This window comes from Buchnera aphidicola (Acyrthosiphon lactucae) (genome assembly GCF_005083565.1).
GTDB lineage: Bacteria > Pseudomonadota > Gammaproteobacteria > Enterobacterales > Enterobacteriaceae > Buchnera > Buchnera aphidicola_AH.
Window position 1 is genome coordinate 615,983 of sequence record NZ_CP034891.1, and the last position, 26,353, is coordinate 642,335.

25 protein-coding genes and 4 tRNA genes are annotated in these 26,353 nt (G+C 23.7%); 13 read left to right on the forward strand and 16 right to left on the reverse strand.

Annotation, left to right across the window (positions count from 1 at the left end; all coding sequences use genetic code 11):
* The first annotated feature begins 93 nt into the window (after positions 1-93).
* From D9V61_RS02945 to coaD, 3 genes are all read left to right on the forward strand, one after another.
* Entirely contained in the window at positions 94-576 is a 483-nt protein-coding gene (locus tag D9V61_RS02945; protein WP_158339731.1) for an Hsp20 family protein, read from the forward strand.
* A 75-nt stretch (positions 577-651) separates the two neighbouring features.
* Positions 652-1,413 carry an FAD-binding oxidoreductase gene (locus D9V61_RS02950; protein ID WP_158339732.1) on the forward strand — a complete coding sequence of 254 codons (762 nt, stop codon included), beginning with the start codon at positions 652-654 and terminating at the stop codon, positions 1,411-1,413.
* Positions 1,414-2,452: 1,039 nt separating this feature from the next.
* Positions 2,453-2,950, forward strand: coding sequence for a pantetheine-phosphate adenylyltransferase (coaD, locus tag D9V61_RS02955; RefSeq protein ID WP_158339733.1), 498 nt, complete (start codon positions 2,453-2,455; stop codon positions 2,948-2,950).
* 88 nt (positions 2,951-3,038) lie between these two features.
* Here coaD and D9V61_RS03145 read toward each other — a convergent pair whose 3' ends face one another.
* Entirely contained in the window at positions 3,039-4,178 is a 1,140-nt protein-coding gene (locus tag D9V61_RS03145; RefSeq protein ID WP_187308789.1) for a hypothetical protein, read from the reverse strand.
* A complete protein-coding gene (locus D9V61_RS02965) occupies positions 4,157-4,528 on the reverse strand; it encodes a hypothetical protein (protein WP_158339734.1) in 372 nt (123 codons plus the stop codon). The genes D9V61_RS03145 and D9V61_RS02965 overlap by 22 nt, the downstream gene beginning before the upstream one ends.
* Before the next feature lie 151 nt (positions 4,529-4,679).
* On the opposite strand from D9V61_RS02965, the gene D9V61_RS02970 reads away from it, so the two are divergent.
* Entirely contained in the window at positions 4,680-5,426 is a 747-nt protein-coding gene (locus D9V61_RS02970) for a class I SAM-dependent methyltransferase (RefSeq protein ID WP_158339735.1), read from the forward strand.
* Positions 5,427-5,497: 71 nt separating this feature from the next.
* Here D9V61_RS02970 and D9V61_RS02975 read toward each other — a convergent pair whose 3' ends face one another.
* The 3 genes from D9V61_RS02975 to dapF form a co-directional block, all read right to left on the reverse strand.
* A complete protein-coding gene (locus tag D9V61_RS02975) occupies positions 5,498-6,970 on the reverse strand; it encodes an inorganic phosphate transporter (protein ID WP_158339736.1) in 1,473 nt (490 codons plus the stop codon).
* 85 nt (positions 6,971-7,055) lie between these two features.
* On the reverse strand, positions 7,056-8,273 hold the full coding sequence (locus D9V61_RS02980) for an MFS transporter (RefSeq protein WP_158339737.1): 1,218 nt from the start codon (positions 8,271-8,273) through the stop codon (positions 7,056-7,058).
* A gap of 34 nt (positions 8,274-8,307) precedes the next feature.
* Positions 8,308-9,162 carry a diaminopimelate epimerase gene (gene dapF, locus D9V61_RS02985; protein WP_158339738.1) on the reverse strand — a complete coding sequence of 285 codons (855 nt, stop codon included), beginning with the start codon at positions 9,160-9,162 and terminating at the stop codon, positions 8,308-8,310.
* A 161-nt stretch (positions 9,163-9,323) separates the two neighbouring features.
* Here dapF and cyaY point away from each other — a divergent pair, with 161 nt between their 5' ends.
* The 4 genes from cyaY (at position 9,324) to D9V61_RS03005 (ending at position 11,477) form a co-directional block, all read left to right on the forward strand.
* Positions 9,324-9,683 (forward strand): iron donor protein CyaY, encoded by a 360-nt coding sequence (cyaY, locus tag D9V61_RS02990; protein ID WP_158339739.1) that lies wholly within the window; start codon positions 9,324-9,326, stop codon positions 9,681-9,683.
* Positions 9,684-9,778: 95 nt separating this feature from the next.
* Positions 9,779-10,723 (forward strand): hydroxymethylbilane synthase, encoded by a 945-nt coding sequence (hemC, locus tag D9V61_RS02995; protein ID WP_158339740.1) that lies wholly within the window; start codon positions 9,779-9,781, stop codon positions 10,721-10,723.
* On the forward strand, positions 10,720-11,046 hold the full coding sequence (locus tag D9V61_RS03000; protein WP_158339741.1) for a uroporphyrinogen-III synthase: 327 nt from the start codon (positions 10,720-10,722) through the stop codon (positions 11,044-11,046). Before hemC ends, D9V61_RS03000 begins: the two co-directional genes overlap by 4 nt.
* A gap of 23 nt (positions 11,047-11,069) precedes the next feature.
* A complete protein-coding gene (locus D9V61_RS03005; RefSeq protein WP_261979475.1) occupies positions 11,070-11,477 on the forward strand; it encodes a uroporphyrinogen-III synthase in 408 nt (135 codons plus the stop codon).
* 4 nt (positions 11,478-11,481) lie between these two features.
* Here D9V61_RS03005 and D9V61_RS03010 read toward each other — a convergent pair.
* The 9 genes from D9V61_RS03010 to D9V61_RS03050 all read right to left on the reverse strand — a co-directional run bounded on the left by D9V61_RS03010 (position 11,482) and on the right by D9V61_RS03050 (position 19,547).
* Positions 11,482-11,558: transfer RNA gene (locus tag D9V61_RS03010), tRNA-Pro, on the reverse strand.
* Between the two features lie 31 nt (positions 11,559-11,589).
* Positions 11,590-11,665 (reverse strand) — tRNA-His (locus D9V61_RS03015).
* A 34-nt stretch (positions 11,666-11,699) separates the two neighbouring features.
* Positions 11,700-11,773, reverse strand: a tRNA-Arg gene (locus D9V61_RS03020).
* 131 nt (positions 11,774-11,904) lie between these two features.
* On the reverse strand, positions 11,905-13,164 hold the full coding sequence (gene rho / locus D9V61_RS03025; RefSeq protein ID WP_158338928.1) for a transcription termination factor Rho: 1,260 nt from the start codon (positions 13,162-13,164) through the stop codon (positions 11,905-11,907).
* Between the two features lie 120 nt (positions 13,165-13,284).
* Positions 13,285-13,617 (reverse strand): thioredoxin TrxA, encoded by a 333-nt coding sequence (trxA, locus tag D9V61_RS03030; protein ID WP_158339743.1) that lies wholly within the window; start codon positions 13,615-13,617, stop codon positions 13,285-13,287.
* 123 nt (positions 13,618-13,740) lie between these two features.
* Complete coding sequence (gene rep, locus D9V61_RS03035; protein WP_158339744.1) at positions 13,741-15,774, reverse strand: DNA helicase Rep; 2,034 nt, start codon at positions 15,772-15,774, stop codon at positions 13,741-13,743.
* A 67-nt stretch (positions 15,775-15,841) separates the two neighbouring features.
* Positions 15,842-17,314: a ketol-acid reductoisomerase gene (gene ilvC, locus D9V61_RS03040; protein WP_158339745.1), complete on the reverse strand. Its 1,473-nt coding sequence runs from the start codon at positions 17,312-17,314 to the stop codon at positions 15,842-15,844.
* 52 nt (positions 17,315-17,366) lie between these two features.
* A complete protein-coding gene (gene ilvD / locus D9V61_RS03045) occupies positions 17,367-19,220 on the reverse strand; it encodes a dihydroxy-acid dehydratase (RefSeq protein WP_158339746.1) in 1,854 nt (617 codons plus the stop codon).
* A 250-nt stretch (positions 19,221-19,470) separates the two neighbouring features.
* A tRNA-Trp gene (locus D9V61_RS03050) sits at positions 19,471-19,547 on the reverse strand.
* Positions 19,548-19,713: 166 nt separating this feature from the next.
* Here D9V61_RS03050 and D9V61_RS03055 point away from each other — a divergent pair.
* The 5 genes from D9V61_RS03055 to fdx all read left to right on the forward strand — a co-directional run bounded on the left by D9V61_RS03055 (position 19,714) and on the right by fdx (position 24,136).
* The gene (locus D9V61_RS03055) at positions 19,714-20,928 is read left to right on the forward strand and encodes an IscS subfamily cysteine desulfurase (RefSeq protein ID WP_158339747.1); all 1,215 of its coding nucleotides are present in this window, start codon (positions 19,714-19,716) and stop codon (positions 20,926-20,928) included.
* A gap of 29 nt (positions 20,929-20,957) precedes the next feature.
* Positions 20,958-21,344 carry a Fe-S cluster assembly scaffold IscU gene (gene iscU / locus D9V61_RS03060; protein WP_158339748.1) on the forward strand — a complete coding sequence of 129 codons (387 nt, stop codon included), beginning with the start codon at positions 20,958-20,960 and terminating at the stop codon, positions 21,342-21,344.
* Between the two features lie 88 nt (positions 21,345-21,432).
* Positions 21,433-21,957, forward strand: a complete 525-nt coding sequence (hscB, locus tag D9V61_RS03065) for a Fe-S protein assembly co-chaperone HscB (protein ID WP_158339749.1) — start codon at positions 21,433-21,435, stop codon at positions 21,955-21,957.
* Positions 21,958-21,968: 11 nt separating this feature from the next.
* Positions 21,969-23,801, forward strand: a complete 1,833-nt coding sequence (hscA, locus tag D9V61_RS03070) for a Fe-S protein assembly chaperone HscA (RefSeq protein ID WP_158339750.1) — start codon at positions 21,969-21,971, stop codon at positions 23,799-23,801.
* A 2-nt stretch (positions 23,802-23,803) separates the two neighbouring features.
* Positions 23,804-24,136 (forward strand): ISC system 2Fe-2S type ferredoxin, encoded by a 333-nt coding sequence (gene fdx, locus D9V61_RS03075; RefSeq protein WP_158339751.1) that lies wholly within the window; start codon positions 23,804-23,806, stop codon positions 24,134-24,136.
* Positions 24,137-24,142: 6 nt separating this feature from the next.
* Here the strand turns inward: fdx and der are convergent, their stop codons facing one another.
* A complete protein-coding gene (gene der, locus D9V61_RS03080) occupies positions 24,143-25,498 on the reverse strand; it encodes a ribosome biogenesis GTPase Der (protein ID WP_158339752.1) in 1,356 nt (451 codons plus the stop codon).
* 67 nt (positions 25,499-25,565) lie between these two features.
* Positions 25,566-26,141 carry a YfgM family protein gene (locus D9V61_RS03085; RefSeq protein ID WP_158339753.1) on the reverse strand — a complete coding sequence of 192 codons (576 nt, stop codon included), beginning with the start codon at positions 26,139-26,141 and terminating at the stop codon, positions 25,566-25,568.
* Positions 26,142-26,353 lie beyond the last annotated feature (212 nt).

The following is a 26,353-nucleotide window of genomic DNA, read 5'->3' on the forward strand; positions in this document are numbered from 1 at the left end:
CCTTACTATAAAAAAAACATTTATTCATTTTTTGTAAATTAATATTTAAATTATAAAAACTTTATAGTAAAAAATATTTAGAAGGAGTGTTCTATGTCTTATCGTTCTCTTTCATTTATTCCAAATTTTAATGATAATAATATTTTTTCAAATAGATTTAATCAAATCGATAAAATGTTTAGTACTCTAACAGGAGAAAAACCAATATCTGATACACCAACATATAATCTATGTCAAATAAATGATATTGAATATGAATTAACACTTAGTATTCCTGGATATAAAGAAGAAGAATTAGATATATCTGTACATAACAATCAATTATCTATTCAAGGAAAAAAAGAAGATAAAAAAACATATGACAATCAAGAACATAAAAAATGGTTACATAAAGGTATAATATTTAATAATTTTTCTTTAAATTTTAATTTAGATCATAAAATAAAAGTAAAAAAAGCAGAATTATCTTTAGGTTTATTAAAATTACATTTTGAATGTAATATTCCAGAAGAAGAAAAACCTAAAAAAATTGCGATAAATATTTCTGATGATACTAAAAAAATTGATAAAAAATAAAAATAAAAAAATAAAAAATCACTGTACTTATAAAAATAAGTACAGTGATTTAATTAAAATTATTGAGAAAAAATAATGAATCCATGGATTAATGCAGATGTTTTAATAGTAAAAAAATGGACTAAAAATTTATTTAGTCTTATTTTAAATGCTTCTATAGAACCTTTTCATGCGGGACAATTTACTAAATTAGCTTTATACGATAATAGTAATACTTTAAATCGAAAGAAAATTCAAAGAGCATATTCATATGTTAATGCTCCTAGTGAAAAAAATTTAGAAATTTATATTGTTCGTGTAATAAATGGACAACTTAGCAATTTATTATATAATCTTAAAAGTGGTGATAAAATATTTATTAAAAAAAAATCATTTGGTTTTTTTATAATAGATGAAATACCAGATTGCGAAACATTATGGATGTTTGCTACAGGTACAGGAATAGGTCCTTATTGTTCAATTTTAAAAGAAGCTAAAAATGTTAATAGATTTAATCATATTGTTTTAATTCATGCAGTACGATATCAAAATGAATTAACTTATTTACCACTTATGAAAGAACTACATGAAAAATATAATGGAAAGTTAATAATTAAAACTATTACTAGTAGAGAAAAAAATAAAAGTTCTTTGACTGGTAGAATACCTTTTTTATTACATAGCAAAGTATTAGAAAAAAGTATCGGTCTTTCAATAAATTCTCAAAATTCACATGTTATGTTATGCGGAAATCCTTGGATGGTAAAAGATACTTTTTTATTTTTAAAAAATAATAGAAATATGGATAAACATCTGCGTCGAAAAAAAGGTAATATTACCATGGAAAATTATTGGTAAAATATTTTTTTTTTATTTTAGGAACAATATAATGAATAAAAATAAATTAATTAATACTTTTTTATTTAAAATTAACATAATTAATGGATTAGAATCTATTATCACTTCTAAATAGGAGGTAAATCATAAGATAAAATACTTAATAAAAATAATCCATTTTTACATTAGCACATTCATAAAAAAACGTTCTTTAATCATCTCTAATAAAAACATTTTTTATTCATTAGCATCTCTTATTTTATAAAAAACCATTCCTAGTTTTATTCTTTTAAAAAAATTTTAAATTTTTCTAATATACGAAAATTTTTTTAATTAATAGCCTCAAGAGTTGTTTGTTTTTCAGAAAAATAACAAAAAATACAGGTTTATCTTTCTGATTTTAGGTTCTATTTTAAAGTAAATAATAATTTTATAAACTTATTTAAATTATTTTTAAGATAATTTAAATAATCTAATTTTAATTTTTTAGATATTTAATCTAATTGTAAAAAATTAGTGGATAAAAGATCTATTTTCAAAAAATTTATAAATAAATCTTGATAAGAAATTTTGTCTGATTGATTGAAATTTAATATAATTTAAAAGAATTTATCTATTTTTTAATAAAATTATTTATTAAACAAAAAGGTAGATGCCATGCAAACATAGTAAATTCTGGATTATGATATCAATCTGATGCTTTATTTTTAAAACTATGACAAATTTAATATATAGATCCACTTTCTGATGCTAATAAATTTTTCATATGATATTCTGGACTAGTTATTAAATATAATTTTAATTTTTTCAATATTATTTAACGGAAAATAATTATTTTTAAATAATATTGAATTTATATCAGTAACTGTTGAATATAATAAAATTAGTGTTTCTACTTCATGAAAATTTTTTAGGAAAAATAGATGAATATTAGAAAAATTTTTGATCTTTTAATTAAATTTTAAATAGAACATTAGGTTTTCAAATTTTTTCCCTCTTTCAATTTTATTTTAAAATTTATTAAATATTAGAAAATTACTGATAAATAGAATAAAAAAATATGAATAAAACTGCAATATATCCAGGTACTTTCGATCCGATTACATACGGACATTTAGATATTATAATACGTGCGACAAAAATATTTGATAGTATAATTATTGCAATTTCTGATAATTTTAAAAAAAAACCTATTTTTAATTTAAAAGAACGAATAGAACTGACCCGAACAGTTACAATTCACTTAAAAAATATAAAAAAAATACTTGGATTTAATGATTTACTTGCTAATTTAGCAAAAAAAGAGAAAGCTAATATTTTAATTAGAGGAGTTAGAACAATATTTGATTTTGATTATGAAATAAAATTAGCTGCTATAAATAAACAAATTTATCCAGATTTAGATAGTGTTTTCTTACTTTCTTCTAAAGATGTTTCCTTTATATCTTCATCTTTTGTTAAAGAAATAGCAAGATATAAAGGCGATATAAAACCCTATCTTCCTAAAGAAGCACATTCTGCATTATTGAAAAAACTACACAATAATTTTTTAAAATAAAAGTATATTTATTAAAAAATAGCAGGATATATTATATACCCTGCTATTTAATTAATAATTAAATATTAGTTTTAAAAATCAATATTATTTATTTTAAAAAATATGAATATTTCATTATTGGTAAATCATTTGGAGGCAGAACTATAGTTGCACGTATTCCAAAAGAATTGTATTTCTGAATATCATTATTGTTATTTATATCTAAATTAGATAAATTAGTAGCAACTAATTTAATTGAACCATCATTTAAAAAATTTATTTTATAAATATTACGTGAATGTTTTACTTGATATTGATTAATCTCTGGATGTTCAGAAATTAATTGAAAATAAGATTGATATAAAAATTTTTGATTTGCATATGTTGAAATTAATTGTTGAGATTCAATATTTGGTATTATTTTTTTGAAATCTTCTAACATTTGATCTCTATTATTAATAGGAATTAAATTATCATTTACAATAAAAATAAATGGATTAGAATCAGTCATAAAATTGTTGTCTAAATTATTGGACAATTTTAAAGATTCATAGTTTTTTTGAAAATTTTGAATTGTTAATTTAATGTTATGAAATGAATTTAATTGGTCTACAACTGTCCATACACTATCGTTAATAAAATCATTATAATAAGATTCTTGAATATTTTTATTCATTCTGTTTCGAAAATCTTCATCTGTTTTTAATATATTTTTTCTTCCTTCTAAATCAAAATTTTCATCCAGTCTTTTAAAAGGATAAAAATCATTTTCATTATTAGGTTTAGGTGTTGCATGAAGAAGATCAGGAAATGAACTTTGATACTCAGGATGAAGTGGGTTACCATTCAATTTATTAATAATTTTTATTTTACCTTGATATCTAATTTTTTCAATAATAGCTCTAATATAAACTTTTGATGATTCAATAGTTCTTTTAAGTTTTTCAATTTCTTCGGATAAAGAAACGATAGATCCAGATTCTGAATCTGATTTAATGTTTTTATCATCTGATGAAAAAAAGATTTTTTTGAATGTTGTACCATTAAAAATATTTATTGTTTCTTCTTTAACAGTTTCATAAGTTGTTACAACAGTATTTTTTATAGTTTCAAGAATGTTTTCAGTTATTTCTAAAATATCAAAATCTAAAAGTACTGTATCAGATGATTCTACTTTATTAGATGATTCTACTTTATTAGATGATTCTATTTGATTTTCGAGAAATGTTAAAGAGGGTTGCTCAGGAATTTTTTTTTCATAAGTATATTTGTAGTTACTTCATTATTAGCATTTTTAATAATTTTTTGATTATTTTTTTCTATATTATATTTTTCAAGTATTTTTTTTTCTATATATTTTTGCATGATATTTAATAAAATTAGAGAATTTTCATATGAATTTTCTAAATTTGTCATATTTTTTTTATTTTCAAAATAATTTAGTTCTTTAGAACTTTTATTATTAATATTAGATTCTTTAAATTTATTAGTATTTTTTTTTATTTTTAATATTTTTTTTATTGTCTCTTCATAAATATCTATTTTATTCGAATGTTTATTGTTTGCTATATCTATACTAGATAAAAAATTATATAACATAGTATTTTCCTTTTTTATGAATTATTTTTTATAATATTTTGATTTTTTTTGTTAAAATTAAAATATATAAAAAAAATTATTAATTTACATTTTAATTATTTTTTTTTAAAAGTCAATTATTAATTTTGAAAAATAAAAAAAGATAGAAAATATGAAAATACACTTAGAATTTCAGTCTTATAATAAAAGAATATATAGTTTAATTAATTCATTGAAATTAGAACATGATGTAAATTCATCTATGGGTTTAATAGTAAAAAATGATTCATTAGAGTTATATAATCGTGAAAATATAAAACAAAAATCTATAAAAGTAGATTTTACTTCGAAAAAGAACAATTATAGATGTTTCCATTTTAGAAAAAAAAATGAAGTTTTATCTAAAGTTGCAGGAATAAAAAAATCTTATTTTCCTTTTATACTGGATGCAACTGCAGGTTTGGGTAATGATGCTTTTATGTTCTCTTTTTTAGGATGTCAGGTGATGATGATAGAACGTCATCCAATCGTTGCTGCTTTATTAAAAGATGGTTTACAAAGAGGATATAAAGATAAAAGAATAGGTCAATGGTTAAAAAAAAGACTACATTTAATAATAAATGATAGTTCTAATATGTTAGAAATACCTATTTTAAAACCAGATGTAATTTATTTAGATCCAATGTATCCTTCTTGTTGTAAAAAATCCCTACCTAAAAAAAACATGCAATTTTTTAGAAAATTAATCGGACAGAATCATGATTCTGAAAAACTATTAAATATTTCTAGAACACTAGCAAAAAAAAGAATTATTGTAAAACGTCCTTGTTATGCTAAACCTTTATCTACCGATAAAGTAAATTTTATTATTACGACAAAAAACCATCGTTTTGATATATATCAACCTTTTTCAAAATAACAAGAGTACATATTTTTTATATGTACTCCTGTTAATTAATAAATACTATTAATATATTAAAAATTAATATTTTATATTATAAATAATGTAATCCAATATAAAAAACTAGACAATAAAATTGAAATAGGTAACGTTAACATCCATGCTAAAGCAATATTTTTGATAGTTTTGATTTGAATTCCATCACCATCAATTAACATAGTACCTGCTACAGAAGATGAAAGAATATGTGTTGTAGAAACTGGTATACCTGTATAACTCGCTATTCCAATAGAAAAAGAAGCTGTTATTTGTGCTGACATAGCTTGTGCATATGTCATTCTTTTTTTCCCTATTTTTTCACCAATAGTAACAACTATACGTTTCCAACCTATCATTGTTCCTATTGATAAAGATAAAGCGACAATTAATATAATCCACATAGGGGCATATTCGATTGTTTGAAGTATTATTTTTTTACTTTTAGTTAAAAAATATTTATCTTTAGTATCAATATCAGAAGAATTTATTCTTTTATCAATAAGATCAGAAATGTATAGTAACAAATGACGCAATTGAAATCTTTCTTTAATATTTAATACATTATAGTTAGATATGTTTTTTAGTAATAATTTAGCATTTCGAATATTTTTTATAGCATCATAAAATTGATAGTTTAAAGTTGAATTGTTTATTATATTTTTATTTTTTTTTGTATTTGATGTATTAATAGTATTTTTTAAATAGTATTTTTCTAAATTATTTAGTGTATCTTTTGTATTGTTTATTTCATATTTATTAGCATTTAAGTTTACTAAAAAAGAAGAAGGCATAATTCCTATAAGTACAAGCATTATTAAGCCAATACCCTTTTGTCCATCATTTGCACCATGAGCATAACTAACACCAATAGAAGATAGCACTAATGCTGTTCTGATTAAAAATGGTGGTGTTTTTTTACCATCTATTTTTTCACGTTCTAATGGTGTCATATGAATACGATAAAAAATTTTATTATTATTTAAATAATATCGTAATAAAAAAATTAAACTTCCTGCAACTATTAATCCAATAATAGGAGAAAAAATAAGAGATAAAAAAACACTAGTCATTTTAGGGATATTAAGCGCATCTACTAAAGATGAATTTGTAATTATTGCATTTGTTAAACCTATTCCGATAATTGCCCCAATTAAAGAATGTGAACTTGATGCAGGTAAACAAAAGTACCATGTAGATAAATTCCAAAGTATAGCTGCTAATAATATTGAAAAAACCATAGCAAGAGCATGTTTTGAAGTAGCATTTAGTAATAAATCATTAGGTAGTAAATGAACAATTGCATAAGCAACAGTTAAACCTCCTAATAAAACACCTAGAAAATTAAATATTCCAGACATTATAACAGAAATATTTGCAGACATTGCTCTAGTATATATTAAAGTAGATACTGCATTTGCTGTATCATGAAAACCATTAATAGCCTCATAAAATAAAACAAAAAATAAAGCTAAAAAAACCAATAAACTATGATTCAAATCAGAATAAGAAAATAAATATAGCATAATCTTTAAGCCGTTTTGATGAATTGAACTAAGTTTATTATCTGTGAGAAACTATGTCTGAGGAAAGTAAAATATAATTTTTATTTTAAAATTTTTTTTTCTTTAGTTGAAAAGATAAAAATACCGCAAAAAATAAAGTTGTTATAATAAAAATAGAAATTCCGGGCCATTTCATATGAGACCAAAAAAAACCACCAAATGTTCCAAATATACTAGATCCTAAATAATAAAAAAATAGATACAAAGAAGTCGCTTGAATTTTAGCAAAGTTAGTATATGAACCAACCCAACTGCTAGCAGTAGAATGAGATGCAAAAAAACCACTAGAAAATATTATTAAACCTAAAATTACAATTAATAATTGATTATATTGTGTGATAAATACACCTATTATCATTAAAAATAATGATGCAATAAGAATATTATTTCGATGATATTTATTAATTAATATACCAGCTTTAGGAGAACTATATACTCCAGTTAAATAAATAATAGATATTAATCCTATACTAGATTGACATAGAAAAAATGGTTCTAACATTAAACGATAGGCAATATAATTAAAAATAGTAACAAAACTACCCATTAGTATAAAACCTATAATAAACAGAATTAATAACACTGGATTTTTTAATTGTAAATAAAAACGATTTAAAAATTTATAAAAATTAATAGAAATAGACAAAAAATTTCTAGAAGGAGGTAAAAAATATAAAAAAAAACAAGATGATATGAAAGAAAATAAACCAATTATCATTAGTGAAATGTTCCAAGAAAATTTTTCTGCTAAAACACTACTTAAAAATCTTCCCGAAAAACCACCTATAGTATTTCCACTAATATATAAGCCCATGCAAAGAGATAAAGAATCAGGATGAATTTCTTCACTAATATATGTCATAGCAACAGCAACAACACCGCTTAACGCTAGACCAGTTAATGAACGTAGTAATACGATACTTGTCCAATTAGTCATTATTGAACATATAATAGTTAATATTGCTGCTATAAATAAAGAAGCAGACATAATTGATTTTCTACCAATGATATCAGATAATGGTCCAGTAAACAGCATTCCTAAAGCCATTGTTACAGTTGCAGCAGAAAGAGATAAACTACTTTCTACCGGAGTTAAATAAAATTGTTTAGAAAATATCGGTAAAATTGATTGTACACAATATAAAATCGAAAAAGTAGCAAAACCGCCGGAAAAAAGAGCTAAAATAACTTGATTAAATTTTTTTGTATTTTTTTTTATATACTGTTTTTTAAATAATTCGTTTTTATTTTTTAATAAAATCAAAATATAGCCTCTTTAGTTAGTAAAAAAATAATTTTTATATATATATACAACCATCATAAACATGTTCTGCAGGTCCTATCATATAAAGAGGAGTTCCAAAACCTTTCCACATTATAATCAGTTTTCCACCTAATAATTCAACTTCAACAATATTAGAAAGCAATTTTTGGGCTATACCCATTGCAACTGCAGCGCAAGCAGCACTGCCACAAGCTTTTGTCTCACCTACATCACGTTCATATACTCTTAATTTCACATTATTTTTATTTAAAATTTCTATAAAACTTACATTTATCCCTTTTGGAAATATCGGATTTTTTCCTATATTTTTACCAATAATTTTAACAGGAGCATTTTTAATAGATTGTACTTTAATAATACAATGAGGATTACCAATAGATACTAAGCTACAGATTAAATTTTCACTTAGAAGTTTTATTGAAAAATTTTTATATAAAATATTTTTGAATGTAGATAGATTATAAAATTTAAAATCAGGTTGATTCATATTAACTTTAATCATATTGTTAGGTAGAAATTCAATAATTAAATGTCTGTTTTTAGTACTAACTAAAATTTTATTTTTATTAGTTAAACCCTTTAATAATAGGAAAAGACCAAAACATCGAGCACCATTTCCACATTGTTCAACTTCATTTCCATTAGAATTAAAAATACGATAATTAAAATCACATAGAGAACTATATGAGTTTTCTATAAGTAATAATTGATCAAAACCAATTCCAGTATATCGATTAGACAACTTTTTTATTATAGATGATGATAAAATAAAATTTTCTTTCATACAATTAATAACCATAAAATCATTGCCTAATCCATGCATTTTAGAAAAATTTATTTTTTTTTTATTTTTATAGTATAGATTCATTTTTTTCTCTAATAATTATTTTTACTTTTTTATAATATTATCTATTAGTAATTTAATATCATATTATGATTCAATTAAAAAATAAGATAATATATATTACATAAATTTATTTTTTTATTTTTTATAGTTTGTTTTAATTAAAATTAAATTAAGGATTTTTTATGAAAAAAAAAACAACTGATATAAAAGAGAATAACAATTTTTATCTATTAGTAAATGATTTGTTTTTGAAAATAGAAGATAATTTAAATTTATATGATGATAAAATTGATTTTGATTACGAAATTCAAGATTATGTTATGACTATTACCTTTGAAAATAAAAATGTAATCATAATTAACAAACAAGAATTATTAAAACAAATTTGGTTAGCAACAACAATAAATGGATATCATTTTAATTATAAAAATGATCAATGGATCTGCAATCGTACTAATAAAAATTTTTGGGAAATATTTGAAAATTCATTTTCTAGTCAATTTAATAAAGAACAATTTTGTCCAAAAAACAATATGTGTTGAATATAAAAATTTTATATATAAATATAAAAAAAATGATAATATTTTGTATTTCATAAAATTGTAAAAAATTCATCCATATTAATATGAATCCTGATATGCAAAATAAAACATTGAGAATTGCTACTAGAAGAAGCCCCCTAGCTTTAGAGCAAACTAAATATGTTCAAAAAAAAATACTATCTTTATGTCCAGATTTAAATATAAAACTTGTACCTATTGTTACTCACGGAGACAATATTTTAAATAAATCTCTTTCAAAAATTGGAGGAAAGGGATTATTTATTAAAGAATTAGAACGTGCTCTACTTGAAAATAAAGCAGATATTGCAATTCATTCTATGAAAGATCTTCCAGTAAATATTACAAAAGAATTATGTTTAGTTAGTATATGCAAAAGAGGAAATGCATTAGATTCACTGGTATCTAATAATTATCAATCGATAAATCAATTACCTAAAGGTGCTATAGTTGGAACATCTAGTTTAAGAAGACAATGTCAATTAATTACTTATCGACCAGATTTAATTATTTCTCCTTTAAGAGGCAATATAGAAACAAGAATAGCTAAATTAGATCAAGGTAAATATGATGCCATTATTCTTGCTACTGAGGGATTAAATCGATTGAGTTTAAAAAATAGAATTACTCAAATTATACCTGCAGAATTGTCTCTGCCTTCATGTGGTCAAGGTGCTATTGGCATTCAATCTAGATTGCATGATAAAAAAGTTTTATTTTTTTTATCTCACCTTAATCATATAAATACTTTCATTGAAATAAATGCAGAACGAGCTTTTTGTAGAAAATTAGAATCAGGATGTCAAATTCCAATTGGAAGCTATGCTATTTTAAAAAAAAATAAAATTTGGTTGAGAGGATTAGTAGGTTCTCCAAATGGAAAAATAATATTAAAAGGAGAAAGAATAGGTTGGTATAATACAGGAGAAAAAATGGGACACTCACTTGCTGATGAGTTAATTAATAACGGAGCTAAAAATATTCTCAGTAATCTTCATGTTAAACAATATTATTGTATATGAATATATTAGTAATACGCCCCTCTCCTACAGGAGAAGAATTGGTAAATGATTTAAATAAAATTGGTATACCTTCTTGGCATTTTTCTTTATTTGATTTTTATCCAAGTTTTAGTTCAAGAAGTTTATCAAAAAAAATTAACGAACTGTATCGATCAAAAATTATTCTTATTTTTTCTAAAAAATCTATTTATTATACAAATTTATATTTAATAAATAATAATTTAAAATGGCCTGTAGATGCGAAATATTATGCTATTGGAAAAAGTACTGCTTTTTTTCTTTATAAATATATTAAAAAAAAATTATTTTTCCTACAAAAATAGAAAACAGTGAAAATTTATTAAAAATATTATATAAAAACGAAGATAAAAATGATAGATTAGTCTTGTTACAAGGAGAAAATGGACGAAAATTAATAGAAAAAAAATTAAAAAAAGAAGGTTTTAAAATTTGTTTAATTGAATGCTATAAAAGAGTTTTTAAAAATTTAGATATTGATGTAGAGGTAAAAAAATGGCGTTTATATAAAATAGATACTTTAGTAGTAACGAATAGTGAATCTTTATATCAATTAAAAAATACAATCACTAATATTGATCAAATTAAATGGCTATTTAAATGTAAAATTTTTGTTGTTGGTACAAGATTATTAAAAATAGCAAAAAAATTAGGTTGGAAAGATGTAATAGTTTCAAAATATGCTAATAATGAATGTTTTCTTAAAATAATTAAGGAAATAAATTGCGTAATTTAATTTTTGGTCGGCGAAAGAGGATTTGAACCTCTGACCTACTGGTCCCAAACCAGTTGCGCTACCAAGCTGCGCTATTCGCCGTTTTTAATAAAAAATTTTTATTATATTTTTTTGGGGTGGCTAATGGGGTTCGAACCCATGACCACTGGAATCACAATCCAGAACTCTACCAACTGAGCTATAGCCACCAATTTAAAAATTTTCTCTATAAGAAATAATAAGTGCGCTCGACAGGATTTGAACCTGATACCTCTACCTTCGGAAGATAGCGCTCTATCCAAATGAGCTACGAGCGCATTAATACAAAAACAAATTAGATTTTAAAATTAATAATCCTGATTGTCCAGCTTTTTTTTTGAAAAATTTTTATATAATGAATATTATTATTGTGAAATATTTTATTTTTTTATATTAAAATATTTGAAATTTAAGAACGTTTCATCATATCAAAAAATTCATCATTTGTTTTAGTCATAGAAAGTTTATTAAGTAAAAATTCCATTGCATCTATTTCACTCATAGGGTGAATAATTTTTCTTAAAATCCACATTTTTTGAAGTTCATCTGGCAAAGTTAATAATTCTTCTTTTCTAGTTCCTGATCGATTGTAATCAATGGCTGGAAAAACACGTTTTTCTGCAATTTTTCTAGATAATGGAAGTTCCATATTACCTGTTCCTTTGAATTCTTCGTAAATTACTTCATCCATTTTAGAACCAGTATCTACTAATGCAGTTGCAATAATTGTTAAACTTCCTCCTTCTTCTACATTGCGTGCAGCACCAAAAAATCGTTTAGGTCTATGTAAAGCATTAGCATCAACACCTCCTGTTAAAACTTTTCCAGATGCTGGTACCACTGTATTATATGCTCTTGCTAAACGAGTAATAGAGTCGAGTAAAATAATTACGTCTTTTTTATGTTCTACTAATCTTTTTGCTTTTTCAATAACCATTTCAGCAACTTGAACATGTCTTGATGCAGGTTCATCAAAGGTAGATGCAACTACCTCTCCTTTGACTAATCTTTGCATTTCAGTTACTTCTTCTGGTCTTTCATCAATTAATAATACCATTAAAACACAATCTGGATGATTATAAGCAATGCTTTGTGCTATATTTTGAAGTAATATTGTTTTTCCAGCTTTTGGAGGAGCTACAATTAACCCTCTTTGTCCTCGTCCAATAGGTGATGCTAAATCTAACACTCTTGCTGTTAAATCTTCAGTGGATCCGTTTCCACGTTCCATTCGTAGTCTAGAATTAGCATGTAATGGGGTTAGATTTTCAAATAATATTTTGCTTCTAGCATTTTCAGGTTTATCATAATTTACTTCATTGACTTTAAGTAAAGCAAAATATCTTTCTCCTTCTTTAGGAGGTCTTATTTTTCCAGCAATAGTATCACCTGTACGTAGATTAAATCTACGAATTTGACTCGGTGAAACATAAATATCATCAGGACCAGCTAAATAAGAACTGTCTGCAGAACGTAGAAAGCCAAATCCATCTTGTAATATTTCTAAAACACCGTCTCCAAATATATCTTCTCCACTTTTTGCATGTTGTTTAAGGATGGCAAAAATAATATCTTGTTTACGCATACGCGCTAAATTTTCCAACCCCATTTTTTCACCAAGAGTAATTAATTCAGAAACTGGCATATTTTTAAGTGCGGTAAGGTTCATAATGGTGGGTTCTTAGTAAAATCGGGGTATATCTCGAAATAAAATTATGACAGAATTTTAAAATTTACTAATAAATTTTAAATAGAATTAAATTTTTAGTGTGTTTAATTAACTATTTTATTAATTTGAGTTAATATTTTCATCTAAAAATTCTTTAAGTTGTAACTTAGAAACTGCTCCAACTTTAGTACCAAGAACTTCACTATTTTGAAATAATAATAATGTGGGAATACTTCTGATAGAATATACTGGAGCCGTATTCGGGTTTTCTTCAATATTTAATTTACCAATAATAATTTTATCAGAATATTCTTTTGATATTTCTTCTAAAATCGGTGCTAAAATTTTACAAGGATTACACCATTGAGCCCAAAAATCAACTAAAACAAAACTTTTTGATTTTAAAACTTTTTCTTCAAAATTTTGATCGGTTAGTTCAATTATTTTATTCATTTTGATATATTTACTCAGTCGTAAGAAATTTTAAATAAATAAAATTTAAATTTTTATAATTTTAAAGTATATAACATAATAATATCATTTTTAAGAATTTTTTAAAACTAAATTTAAAAAATTTTATTTAAAATTATTCTCATTTTTATTTTTTTTTAATATTTTTTTTAAATGATATATTTTAAATTTAATTGCTTCTATTTTTTTAATTGATTGATCTAAAAAAAAATTTTTATCCCATTTTAGATCTTCTTGAGGTAATTCAAATAAAAATCTACTAGGTAGCATATTTAATATTTGCCCATATTGAATACGTTTAGCACAGTAAGTAAAAAATAACTGTTTTTTTGCACGGGTTATTCCAACGTAAGTTAATCGCCTTTCTTCTTCTATATTGTTATTATTAATACTTTTCTGATTAGGTAAAATTCCTTCACACATACCAACGATAAAGACAGAAGAAAATTCTAATCCTTTAGAAGCGTGTAAAGTCATTAACTGTACTCGATTTTTTTCTTCTTCTCTTATATTATTTTCTGAAATATCACAAATTGTCATTCTTGTAACAATTTGGGATAAAGTCATGGGTTTTTCAAAATTATCTCCTTTAATCATATTTTTCAACCATTTTGATAAAGTATGAATATTATTTATACTATTTTTAATTTTATTAGATTCTTTTAAGACTTTAGATAACCATGTTTCATACCTAATATCATAAATAACATCATCTAAAATATTATCTGGTCGTAAATAAGACCATTGAGAAAATTTTTCTATTTTAAAAATAAAATTTTTTATTCTATTTATAGTTTTCTCTTTTAAAAATTTTTTTATTTCTACATCATTGCATATTTGAAAAATACTTTTATTTTTTTTAATTGCCCATTCTTCTAATTTTTTTAATGTAATTTTTCCTATCTGACGAGAAGGAACATTAATAATTCTCATAAATGCATAATTATCATCTGGATTAATAATAACACGAAGATAACTTAATAAATCTTTAATTTCAGAATGGGAAAAAAATGATGATTTTTCAGAAATATTATATGGTATATTCTCTTTCATTAGCACTTTTTCAAGGATGCGAGATTGATAATTACCACGGTATAAAATAGCATAATCTTGGTATGTTGTCTTTTTTTTAGCATTTTGAGAAATGATTTTTTTTGCTATTTTTTCAGCTTCATTTTCTTCATTTCTACCTATTAAAACGTTGATAAAATTTCCATATTTAAGTTTAGAGAATAATTTTTTTTCTAAATAATGTATATTGTTAGAGATAAGAGTATTAGCCGCTTTTAATATTCTACCTGAGGATCGATAATTATGTTCCATTGTTATAATCTTTAAACTAGGAAAATCTTTTTTTAATAAAAAAATATTCTGAGAACTTGCTCCTCTCCATGAATAAATAGATTGGTCATCATCTCCAACTAATGTAAAATTAGAATTAGAACTAGTAAGCATTTTAATGAGTTCATACTGACTATTATTTGTATCTTGATATTCATCTACTAATAAATAAGAAATTTTTTTTTGCCAATTTATTCTAGTTTTTTTATTTTCTCTCAATAGTAATGTTGGTATGCAAATTAAATCGTCAAAATCTAATATATTAGCTTGATGAAGATAATTATTATATTCTTCATAAATAGATGCAAACTCTTTTTCTTCAATAGATTTTACAGATAATTTAACTTTTAAAGGAGTAAGAAATTTATTTTTCCAATAAGAAATCATAAAATTTAATTTTTTTAATGATTGAGTATTGTTTTTAATTTCTTTTTTACATATTTTTTTTAATAAAATTATTTGGTCTTTTGCATCTAATAAAGTAAAATTATCATTTAATTCTAATGAATTAATTTCTTTTTTGATAATTTCTAAACCTAACGAATGAAAAGTAGAAATAATTATTTTTTTTATTTTTGAGACATTTAAATTTTTTGATAAACGAATTCTCATTTCATAAGCAGCTTTGTTAGTAAAAGTGACTGCTGCAATATTTTGAGGTTCATATTCACATTCGTTAATTAAATATATAATTTTATTGATAATAACTTTTGTTTTTCCAGAACCAGCCCCTGCTAATATTAAACAGGGACCATTAGTGAATTCAATAGCATTTTTTTGAGTAAGATTTAGAGACATAAAATATTAGAATTTCATTAATGAGTTATTTTTTAAATTTATAAATAAAAATTATATTTTCTAATTTTTATTGTGCAACTGTGATAGCTTTCATTTTGCTCATATAACTTCTTAGCTTATGTCCAATAATTTCTATCGGATGATTTCTTATTTTTTGATTTATTTTATACAGTTCAATATTATCTATTGATTGATCTGGTAATGAAGAACCAAGATCGTTCTTTTCAAGAGTTGATATAAATTTTTGTAAAATAGGATATGCAACCTCAGAAAAAAGATAACTACCATATTCAGCAGTATCTGAAATAACTTTATTCATTTCATATAGTCTTTTTCTTGCAATAGTATTAGCAATTAAAGGTAGTTCATGTAAAGATTCGTAATAAGCAGATTCTTCTATAATACCTGTTTGAATCATTTTTTCAAAAGATAATTCAATTCCAGATTTTAATATTGCAATCATTAATATACCATGATCATAATATTCTTGTTCTGATATTTTTCCTTCATAATAAGGAGCTTTTTCAAAAGATGTATTTTTTGTATTATATCGCCAATTTAATAGTTTTTTATCGTTATTTTCCCAATCTTTTATCATTTCGTTAGAAAATTCTCCTGAAATAATATCGTCCATATGTTTTTGAAAAAGTGGTGATAATATTTTTTTAATTTTTTCAGAAAGTTTATAAGCTCTGATTTTTGATGAATTAGATAATCGATCCATCATTAAAGTAATACCACCATGTTTAAGAGATTCTGTAATAGTTTCCCATCCATATTGTATTAATTTTGCTGCATATGCTGGATTACATTTTTCTATAATTAATTTTTCATAACATAATAATGAAGAAGTTTGAAGCATTCCACATAAAATTGTTTGTTCACCCATTAAATCTGATTTAACTTCAGCAATAAATGATGATTCAAGAACACCTGCACGATGTCCCCCAATAGAAAAGGCCCATGCTTTTGCTATTTCTAATCCCATTTTATTAATATCATTTTCATGGTGAACAGCAATTAATGTAGGGACTCCAAAACCTCGTTTATATTCTTCACGAACTTCTGTTCCAGGACATTTTGGAGCAACCATAATAACAGTGATATCTTTTCTTATTTTTTCTCCGAATTCTACAATATTAAAGCCATGTGAATATCCTAAAAAAGAATTTTTTTTCATTAATTTTTGTAATTTTTTTATTACATTGCTATGTTGTTTATCAGGAGTTAAATTAATTACTAAGTCGGCATTCGGTATTAGTGATTCGTAATCATCTACTTTAAAATTATTTTGAGTAGCATTGATCCAAGATTGATTTTTTTTTAAAATACTATTTTTTTTTAATGCATAAGAAATGTTTAATCCTGAATCTCTCATATTCAATCCTTGATTTAATCCTTGAGAACCACAACCAACAATGACTATATTTTTATTTTTTAAAAAATCATTTTTTTTATTAAATTCTTCTTTCTTCATAAAACGACATTTATTTATTTGATTAATTTTTTGACTAAAATTTAATGTGTTAAAATAATTCATAATAAAAATTCCTATATTCTGAATATGTATTTTTTATTTTTGTAGTACTATTTTAAATATTAGATATTTTTTTATCATCTCTAACTGCTCCTTTATCGGCACTAGTACAAAAGAAAGCATACGCTTTTAAAGCAGAAGAAACATATCTTTTACGATTAGAAGGTTTATAGGCTAGAGATCCTTTTGATTCTTCGTGAAAAATACGGTCAGATAGTTCTTTTTCTGTAATATTTAAATGAATAGTTCTTTGAGGAATATTAATATCAATAACATCACCATTTTTTACTAAAGCAATTAAACCTTTATTTGCAGCTTCAGGTGAAATATGTCCTATAGAAATTCCTGATGTACCTCCGGAAAATCTACCATCAGTAATTAACGCACATGTTTTATCTAAATTCATAGATTTTAAATATGTAGTTGGATATAACATTTCTTGCATTCCTGGTCCTCCCTTAGGACCTTCATAGCGAATAACAATAATATCACCTGAAAGAATTTTTTTATTTAAAATAGCATGTACTGCTTCTTCTTGACTCTCATATACTTTAGCAGTTCCAGAAAAGATATGGTTTTTTTTATCGATTCCAGCAGTTTTTATTATACAACCATTTTTTGCTAAATTTCCATATAAAACAGCTAATCCTCCATCTTGATTATAAGCGTATTTACAAGAACGAATACAACCTTTTTTACGATCATAATCTAATTCGTCCCATCTAAAATCTTGAGAATATGCTTTTATTGTACGAATTCCACCTGGTCCTGCTCGAAACATATTGATTACATCAAGATTTTTTGTGGAAAAAATATCATATTCATTTAATGTTTCTTCTAAATTAAGTTGTAAAATATTTCTTGTTTTTTTATGTAATAAATGAGAACGATTTAATTCTCCTAAAATACCCATAACACCACCTGCGCGATGAACATCTTCTATATGATACAGTGAAGTACTTGGTGAAACTTTACAAATATGAGGTATTTTTTTAGATAAATCATTAATATCAGACATTTTAAAATTGACTTTTCCTTCTTGGGCTGCTGCTAATAAATGTAAAATTGTGTTAGTTGATCCTCCCATTGCTATATCCAATATCATTGCGTTTTCAAAAGACTCTTTGTTAGCAATATTTCTCGGTAAAATATTTTTATTATTTTCTTTATAGTATTCTTTTGTAATTTTAACTATAGTTTGAGCTGCTTTTATAAATAAATTTTTACGATCAATATGAGTTGCTAATAATGTACCGTTTCCAGGTAAAGATAAACCCATCACTTCCGTTAAACAATTCATAGAATTAGCTGTAAACATACCTGAACAAGAACCACATGTAGGACAAGATGAAATTTCAATATTTTTAAGAAAATTATCTGATTTATTAGTTCTTCCTCCATGAATGATAGCATCAACTAAATCAATTTTTATTGTTTTATTATTTTTTTCTATTTTACCTGCTTCCATTGGACCACCGGATATAAAAACTGACGGTATATTTAAACGTAAAGATGCCATCAGCATACCTGGAGTTATTTTGTCACAATTTGAAATACAAATCATTGCATCAGCACAATGTGCATTAATAACATACTCTATAGAATCAGCAATTAATTCACGTGATGGCAAAGAATATAACATACCAGAATGTCCCATTGCTATTCCATCATCTATTGCAATGGTGTTAAATTCTTTTGCAACACCACCTGATTTTTGAATTTCTTGAGAAATTATTTTTCCAACTTCATGTAAGTGAACATGTCCTGGTACAAATTGTGAAAAAGAATTGACTACTGCAATAATTGGTTTTTTAAAATCTTCATCTGTCATTCCTGTAGCACGCCATAATGATCTTGCTCCAGACATGTTTCTACCTTGAGTAGTTTTAAAAGAACGATATTTAACCATTTTAAACAGCTCCAAAAATAAGAATTTTTATAAAAATTATTTAACACAAATTAATTCATAAAAACCTTCTTTTAAATAGGTTTTTATATTTAATATGATAAAAAATTTTTATTTGAAAAATATATTTTTTAGAAATTTTTTTAAGAAAAAACAGGAATGTATATTTTAAATATAATATTGATATTGATTTATTTTTAATAAACTCAATAACATGATTTAATTTATTAAAAAATTTTCAATTAGTGAATTTTGGCAGGGGTGGAAGGACTTGAACCTACAACTTTCGGTTTTGGAGACCGATGCTCTACCAAATTGAACTACACCCCTAATAATTATAAATTATTAAATTGTATTATATTCTTAATGAAAATAAAAGTCTAGTATGTATTTTTGATATTTTAAAAAATTAAATTTTAGCAATTTTTAGATCTAAAATTTTATTAAAATGATAGAATATATCTTATAGGACGTTATTTAAAGGTAAATATTTATTATGAAAACTCCGATTTATTTAGATTATGCAGCAACTACACCAGTAGAATTGGAAGTTGCAAAAAAAATGATGAATTATTTAACAATTAATGGAATTTTTGGAAATTCTGCATCACGTTCTCATAAATTTGGTTGGAATGCAGAAGAAGCAATTGATATTGCACGTAATCAAATATCTGAATTAATTGGAGCTGATTCTCGTGAAATCGTTTTTACTTCTGGTGCTACTGAAGCTAACAATTTAGCCATAAAAGGAATAGCTTTTTTTCATCAAAAAAAGGGTAAACATATTATCACTAGTAAAACAGAACATAAATCTGTTTTAGATACTTGTAGATATCTAGAAAGTAAAGGATTTTTATTAACTTATTTAACTCCTAAAAATAATGGTATTATTGACTTAAATGATTTAAAAAAAAATATAAAAAAAGACACTATACTAGTTTCTATAATGCATGTAAATAATGAAATTGGTATTATACAAGACATTAATAGCATATCAAAAATTTGTCGAAATAGTGGTATTTTTTTTCATGTAGATGCAACTCAAAGTGTCGGTAAAATACCTATTAATTTAAAAAAAATATCTATAGATTTAATGTCTTTTTCTGCGCATAAAGTTTATGGTCCTAAAGGTATTGGTGGCCTTTACGTTCGTCGTAAACCCCGTGTTCGATTATCATCTTTAATACATGGTGGTGGTCACGAAAGAGGTATGCGTTCAGGTACACTTCCAGTTCATCAAATTGTAGGAATGGGTGAATCATTTATGTTAGCTAAAAAGAAAATACATGATGATTTTATTCATTTAACAAAATTAAGAAATTTTCTCTGGAATGGTATTAAAAATATTGAAGAAGTATATTTAAACAGTGATTTACAGCAATGTGTACCTCATATATTAAATGTAAGTTTTAATTATGTTGAAGGTGAATCATTAATTATGGCTCTTAAAGATTTAGCTGTTTCTTCTGGTTCTGCTTGCACTTCGGCTAGTTTAGAACCTTCTTATGTTCTAAAAGCTTTAGGAATAAAAGATGAATTAGCTCATAGTTCTATTCGTTTTTCAATTGGAAGATTTACTACAGAAGAAGAAATTATACATACAATAAAATTAGTTCATAAATCTATTAATAGATTACGCGAACTTTCTCCTTTGTGGGAAATGTTTAAATCAGGAGTTGATTTAAATAGTATAGAATGGGAACATAGTTAAATAGCATAATTAATATAGGATAATTTAAAATGGCTTATAGTAAAAAAGTAATGGATCATTATGAAAATCCGCGTAATGTTGGATCTTTTTCTAGTTCTGATCTTAATGTCGGTAGTGGATTAGTAGGAGCACCTGCTTGTGGTGATGTAATGAAATTACAAATAAAAGTTAATGAAAAAGGAATTATTGAAGATGCGTGTTTTAAAACATATGGCTGTGGTTCTGCTATAGCATCAAGTTCATTAGTTACTGAATGGGTTAAAGGCAAATCTATAATAGAAGCGGAATCAATTAGGAATACTACTATAGTAGAAGAATTAGAACTTCCTCCAGTAAAAATTCATTGTTCTATTTTAGCAGAAGATGCTATCAAAGCAGCAATTGCTGATTATAAAAATAAAAAAAATTTAAATTAATTTAATAATTATTTAATGTTGAAAGAATATTTTCTTTCAACATCCTAGTTTTTATATTTCATATTATTAATTATAATATAGGGTGTGTATGAATTATTTTACATTGTTTAATATGCCAAAAAAATTCAAAATTAACAAAGAGTTACTCTCTAAAAATTTTTATAAATTACAATTACAATTTCATCCTGATTTTTTTATCAATGATTCTGAATCTAAAAAAAAAATAATTTTAGAAAAATCAATACAAATTAATAAAGGATATAAGACTTTAAAAAATTTTTTAAGTAGAGCTATCTATTTTCTTTTTTTAAATGGCTTTAAGATAAAAGAAGAAACTCTTTTATTAAAAAATAATGATTTTTTAATAAAGTATTTTTCTTTATATGAAGAATTAGATAATTTAAAAGAAAATAATTTTGACGAAAAAAAATTAGATCGTCTTATAAAAAAAATAGAAAAAAAAATTATATATTGCAAAAATAAAATTGAAATGGAATTTGAAAAGAAACAATATGAACAAGTTATTAAAACTATTTCAGAATTACTTTTTTTAAAAAAAATAAAAAATAATTTAAAAAAAGAACATAGCATATATTTAAGAAAGATGAATTAGGATAATTTTATATGATTCTTTTAAAAAAAAAACACAAAAAAAAATTGTTATTAGGTATTGATCTTGGTACTACTTATTCTTTAGCTGCTACAGTAAGAAAAAAAAACATAATTTTATTATCAGATAAAAGAAAACGTTATTTATTGCCATCAGTTGTTCAATATAAAAAAAATAAAGTTTCAGTAGGTTGGAAAGCTTTAGAAAATATTACTAACGATCCTTTTAATACAATTAGTTCTGTAAAACGTTTACTAGGTCGTTCTATTGATTTTATTAAAAATAAATTTCCTATTCTTCCATATTTTATAGAAAAAGATATGAATGAAGGTATTTTTTTTCATACAGATGCCGGTCATATTACTCCTATTGATGTTTCTAGTGATATATTAAAATGTTTAAAAAGAAGGGCTATTTTTTTATTTAATCAAAAAATAGATGCAAGTATTATTACAGTTCCAGCATATTTTAATGATATTCAAAAAAAAGCAACTAAAAAAGCAGCAATGTTAGCTGAAATTAATTTAGTAAGATTATTAAATGAGCCTACAGCAGCAGCTATAGCATATGGTTTGCAAAAACAAAAAAAAGGTCTTGTTATTATATATGATTTAGGTGGTGGTACCTTTGATGTTTCTATATTAAATTTAAATAAAGGAATATTTGAAGTTTTAGCTACTAGCGGAGATTCTAATTTAGGTGGTGATGATTTTGATTATGCTTTAGCAACTTATATATATAAGAAATCAAAATTATTAAATAAATGTGATAATTTTTTTCAATCATCTTTACTTCAAATTGCTAAATCAACAAAATTAAAATTAACAAAATATAAACAGGTTGAAGTTCATTTTTTAGATTGGAAAGGTTATATTACTCTTGACGAATTTAACTCAATTATTATTCATTTTGTGAAAAAAACTTTATCAATTTGTGCAAATCTTCTTGAAGAAATTAATTTATCTGTTGATGCAATTAAAGAAGTAATAATGGTAGGAGGATCTACTCGCGTTCCATTAGTTTATACAGAAGTTTTAAAATTTTTTAAAAAAATTCCATTAAATTCTATTAATCCTGATCAAGTAGTAGCAATAGGTGCAGCTATGCATATTGATATGCTTTTTAGTAATAATAAAATAAAAAATAAAACAGTATTATTAGATGTAATACCTCTTTCATTAGGTATTGAAGTTATGGGTGGATTTGTTGAAAAAATAATTTCTCGAAATACTTCACTTCCTACTTCAAAAACAAAAGAATTTACAACGTATAAAGATAATCAAACATCTATTCTGATACATATTGTTCAAGGAGAGAGAGAATTAGTGAAAAATTGTATTTCATTATTTCGTTTTATTTTAAGAGATATTAAACCACAAAAAGCTGGATTAGTTAGAATTTTAGTTACGTTTCAAGTTAATATAGATGGATTAATTGATGTTAAAATTTTAGAAAAATATAGTAATAAAGAAAAAAATATTAAAATTGATAATAATGTTATATTAAAAAATATGAATCTTCCTAAGATATTAGAAGATTCTTTAAAACATTCTAAAGATGATTATTATTTTAGAGTAAAAGAAGAAAAAAAAATTGAGTCTATTCGTATTTTAGAAATTTTAAATGCATCCTTGAAAAAATATAAAAATTTAATTACTGAAGAAGAATTAAAAGAAATAAAATATATACAAAAAAAATTACAGAAGTCTATTAAAGAAGATGATTTTTTTTCTATGAAAAATAATTTAAAGAAATTAGATGAAGTAAGTAAAAATTTTTTTTCACTACAACTTAAAAAATCTATTGAATCTTCTTCTATCAAAAATATTTTAAAAGAGAATATATAATAATGCCTAAAGTTTTATTTTTACCTCATAAAATTATATTACCACAGGGTGGTGAATTTAAAGCAATAGAAGGTGAAACGATATTATCTGTTGCACTGCGTAATAATATTCAATTAGAACATGCATGTGAAAAATCATGTGCTTGCAGTACTTGTCACTGTATTATAAGAAAAGGATTTTTTTCTCTTTCAGGATGGTCTGAAAAAGAAGATGATATTTTAGATAAAGCTTGGGGTCTCGAATCTGAAAGTCGTTTGAGTTGCCAAGCTATTATTGGAACAGTAGATATTGAAGTAGAAATTCCTTTATATAGTGTAAATTATGTTACAGAATAGTAATTTCTATTTTTTAATATAAGGATTAGTATTATCTTTAAATTCTATTTGAATAGGTGTGCCTTTTATTTTGAGAATATTATAGAAAAAATTCATCAAATATCGTTTATAAGCGGAAGATAAATATTTAACTTGATTGCCATGTATAATAATTTTAGGGGGATTAGAACTACCTAAGTGTGCATATTTTAGTTTTATTCGACGTCCCTTTATAATTGGTGGTTGATGTTTTTTAATTGCTATATACATATTTTTTGTAAGCATTGATGTGCTAATTTTCCTTTTAGATTCTTGATAAGATTCATTAATGGATTTAAATAATTCAAATATTCCTCTTTTATATAATGCTGATATAAAGTGTATTCTTGAAAAATGAACAAATTTTAATTTGTATTTAATTAATTTTTTTATTTTTTTTAATTCTAAATAATCTAATAAATCGCATTTATTTACTACTATAACAATTCCTTTTCCAGAATTTACAATAAATTCAGATAATGATAAATCTTGATGACATATTTTAAGACTTGCATCTATTATTAATAATATTACATTTGACTTTTCAATGGTTTGTAATGTTTTAATTATTGAAAATTTTTCAAAATCATGATTTTTTTTGTTTTTTTTAGATACTCCTGCAGTGTCGACTAACATGTAATGTTTATAATTATATTTAATTGGTGTTGATATGCTATCTAATGTTGTACCGGGAATATTACACGTAATCATTCTTTCTTTTTGTAAAATCTCATTTATTAAAGTTGATTTACCGACATTGGGTCGACCAATAAAAGCTACTTTTATTGACGATTTTTTAAGTCTTATATCTTGAGAAGATTTATTTATTATGTTTTTTTCAAATTTTATATTTATCCAAGGTATTAAGTATTTATTAATTAGATTATTAATTCCCTGATTATGACTAGCAGAGATTTTTTGTATTTTTTCAAATCCTAAAGAATAAAATTCATTTATTTTATAATTTTGATTAATACTATCAATTTTATTGATAACTAGAATGGTTTTTTTTTCATATATTCTTATTTTTTGAGCGATTTCATATTCTTGTGGCATTAATCCGTCATGTGCATCTACTATAAATAAAATTAAGTGTGATTCTTTTATAGCTTTTAATGTTTGTTCATATGCTTTTTTTTCTATTTCGTTTAGCTTAATATCCAAACCTGCTGTATCAATTAAAATTATTTTTTGATTTAAGTTGAATTCACAGTATCCATATTGTCTATCTCGAGTAATACCTATATGATTAGCTACTAGTGCATTTCTAGTTTTTGTTAGAACATTAAATAAAGTAGATTTCCCTACGTTAGTACGGCCGATTAATACAATAATAGGTATCATTTTTAATATCCATTTTTATTTTTTATAATTTTATATTATTTAGATGAATCTATTTTTCATTTTGCATTTATTTTTTTAATTCATTGATTTTCATATTAATAATTTCTTTAGATGCATTAGAATCTTCAATTAAAAAACTTTTTTCCCAATGTTTTAAGGCTTCTTTTTTATTGTTTTTATTGATAAATATATCTCCTTTCATGTTTTCAATCATATTATTCCAATTGTAGTTTTTAATAGTTAAAAGAATATTTAAAGCTTCGTTATTTTTATTTTTTTGTATCTGTATTTTCGCCATATTTAACTTTAAAAAATTTTTTAAATTTTCTTCTTGAGTATATTTTAAACTGTTTTTTAATTGAATAAATGCTTTGTCGAGATTGTTATATAGAACATATTTTTTTGCTAGGGATAAAGCAGCTAAAGTTCCATAAATATTATTGTTTTGAATAATAAAATTTTCTACTTCATTAAAATTTTTAGTATTTTTTTGATTTATTTTTTTTATGATTTCTGCATATTTTAATGATTCTAAATTTTTTTTATAAATTACAGAAGGATATTTCCAATAGAAAAAAATACAAAGTATAAAAAGAAGAAATAAAATAAAAAAAATAATACTTTTTTTTAATATATTAAACATTTTTTTTCTCTATAAATGTAGATGATTTTGTTTTTAAATTTAAAATTTAGTTATATTTAATGATTATTAATAAATGCTTATTTTTTATGATGAATGCAATAAGAAATTTTATAATCACAATATTTAATTTAATTTTGTTTAAAATAATAGCATATAAAAAAAGTTATCCGTATGAAAGTCACTAATTATACACAGTTAATTAATACAATAAG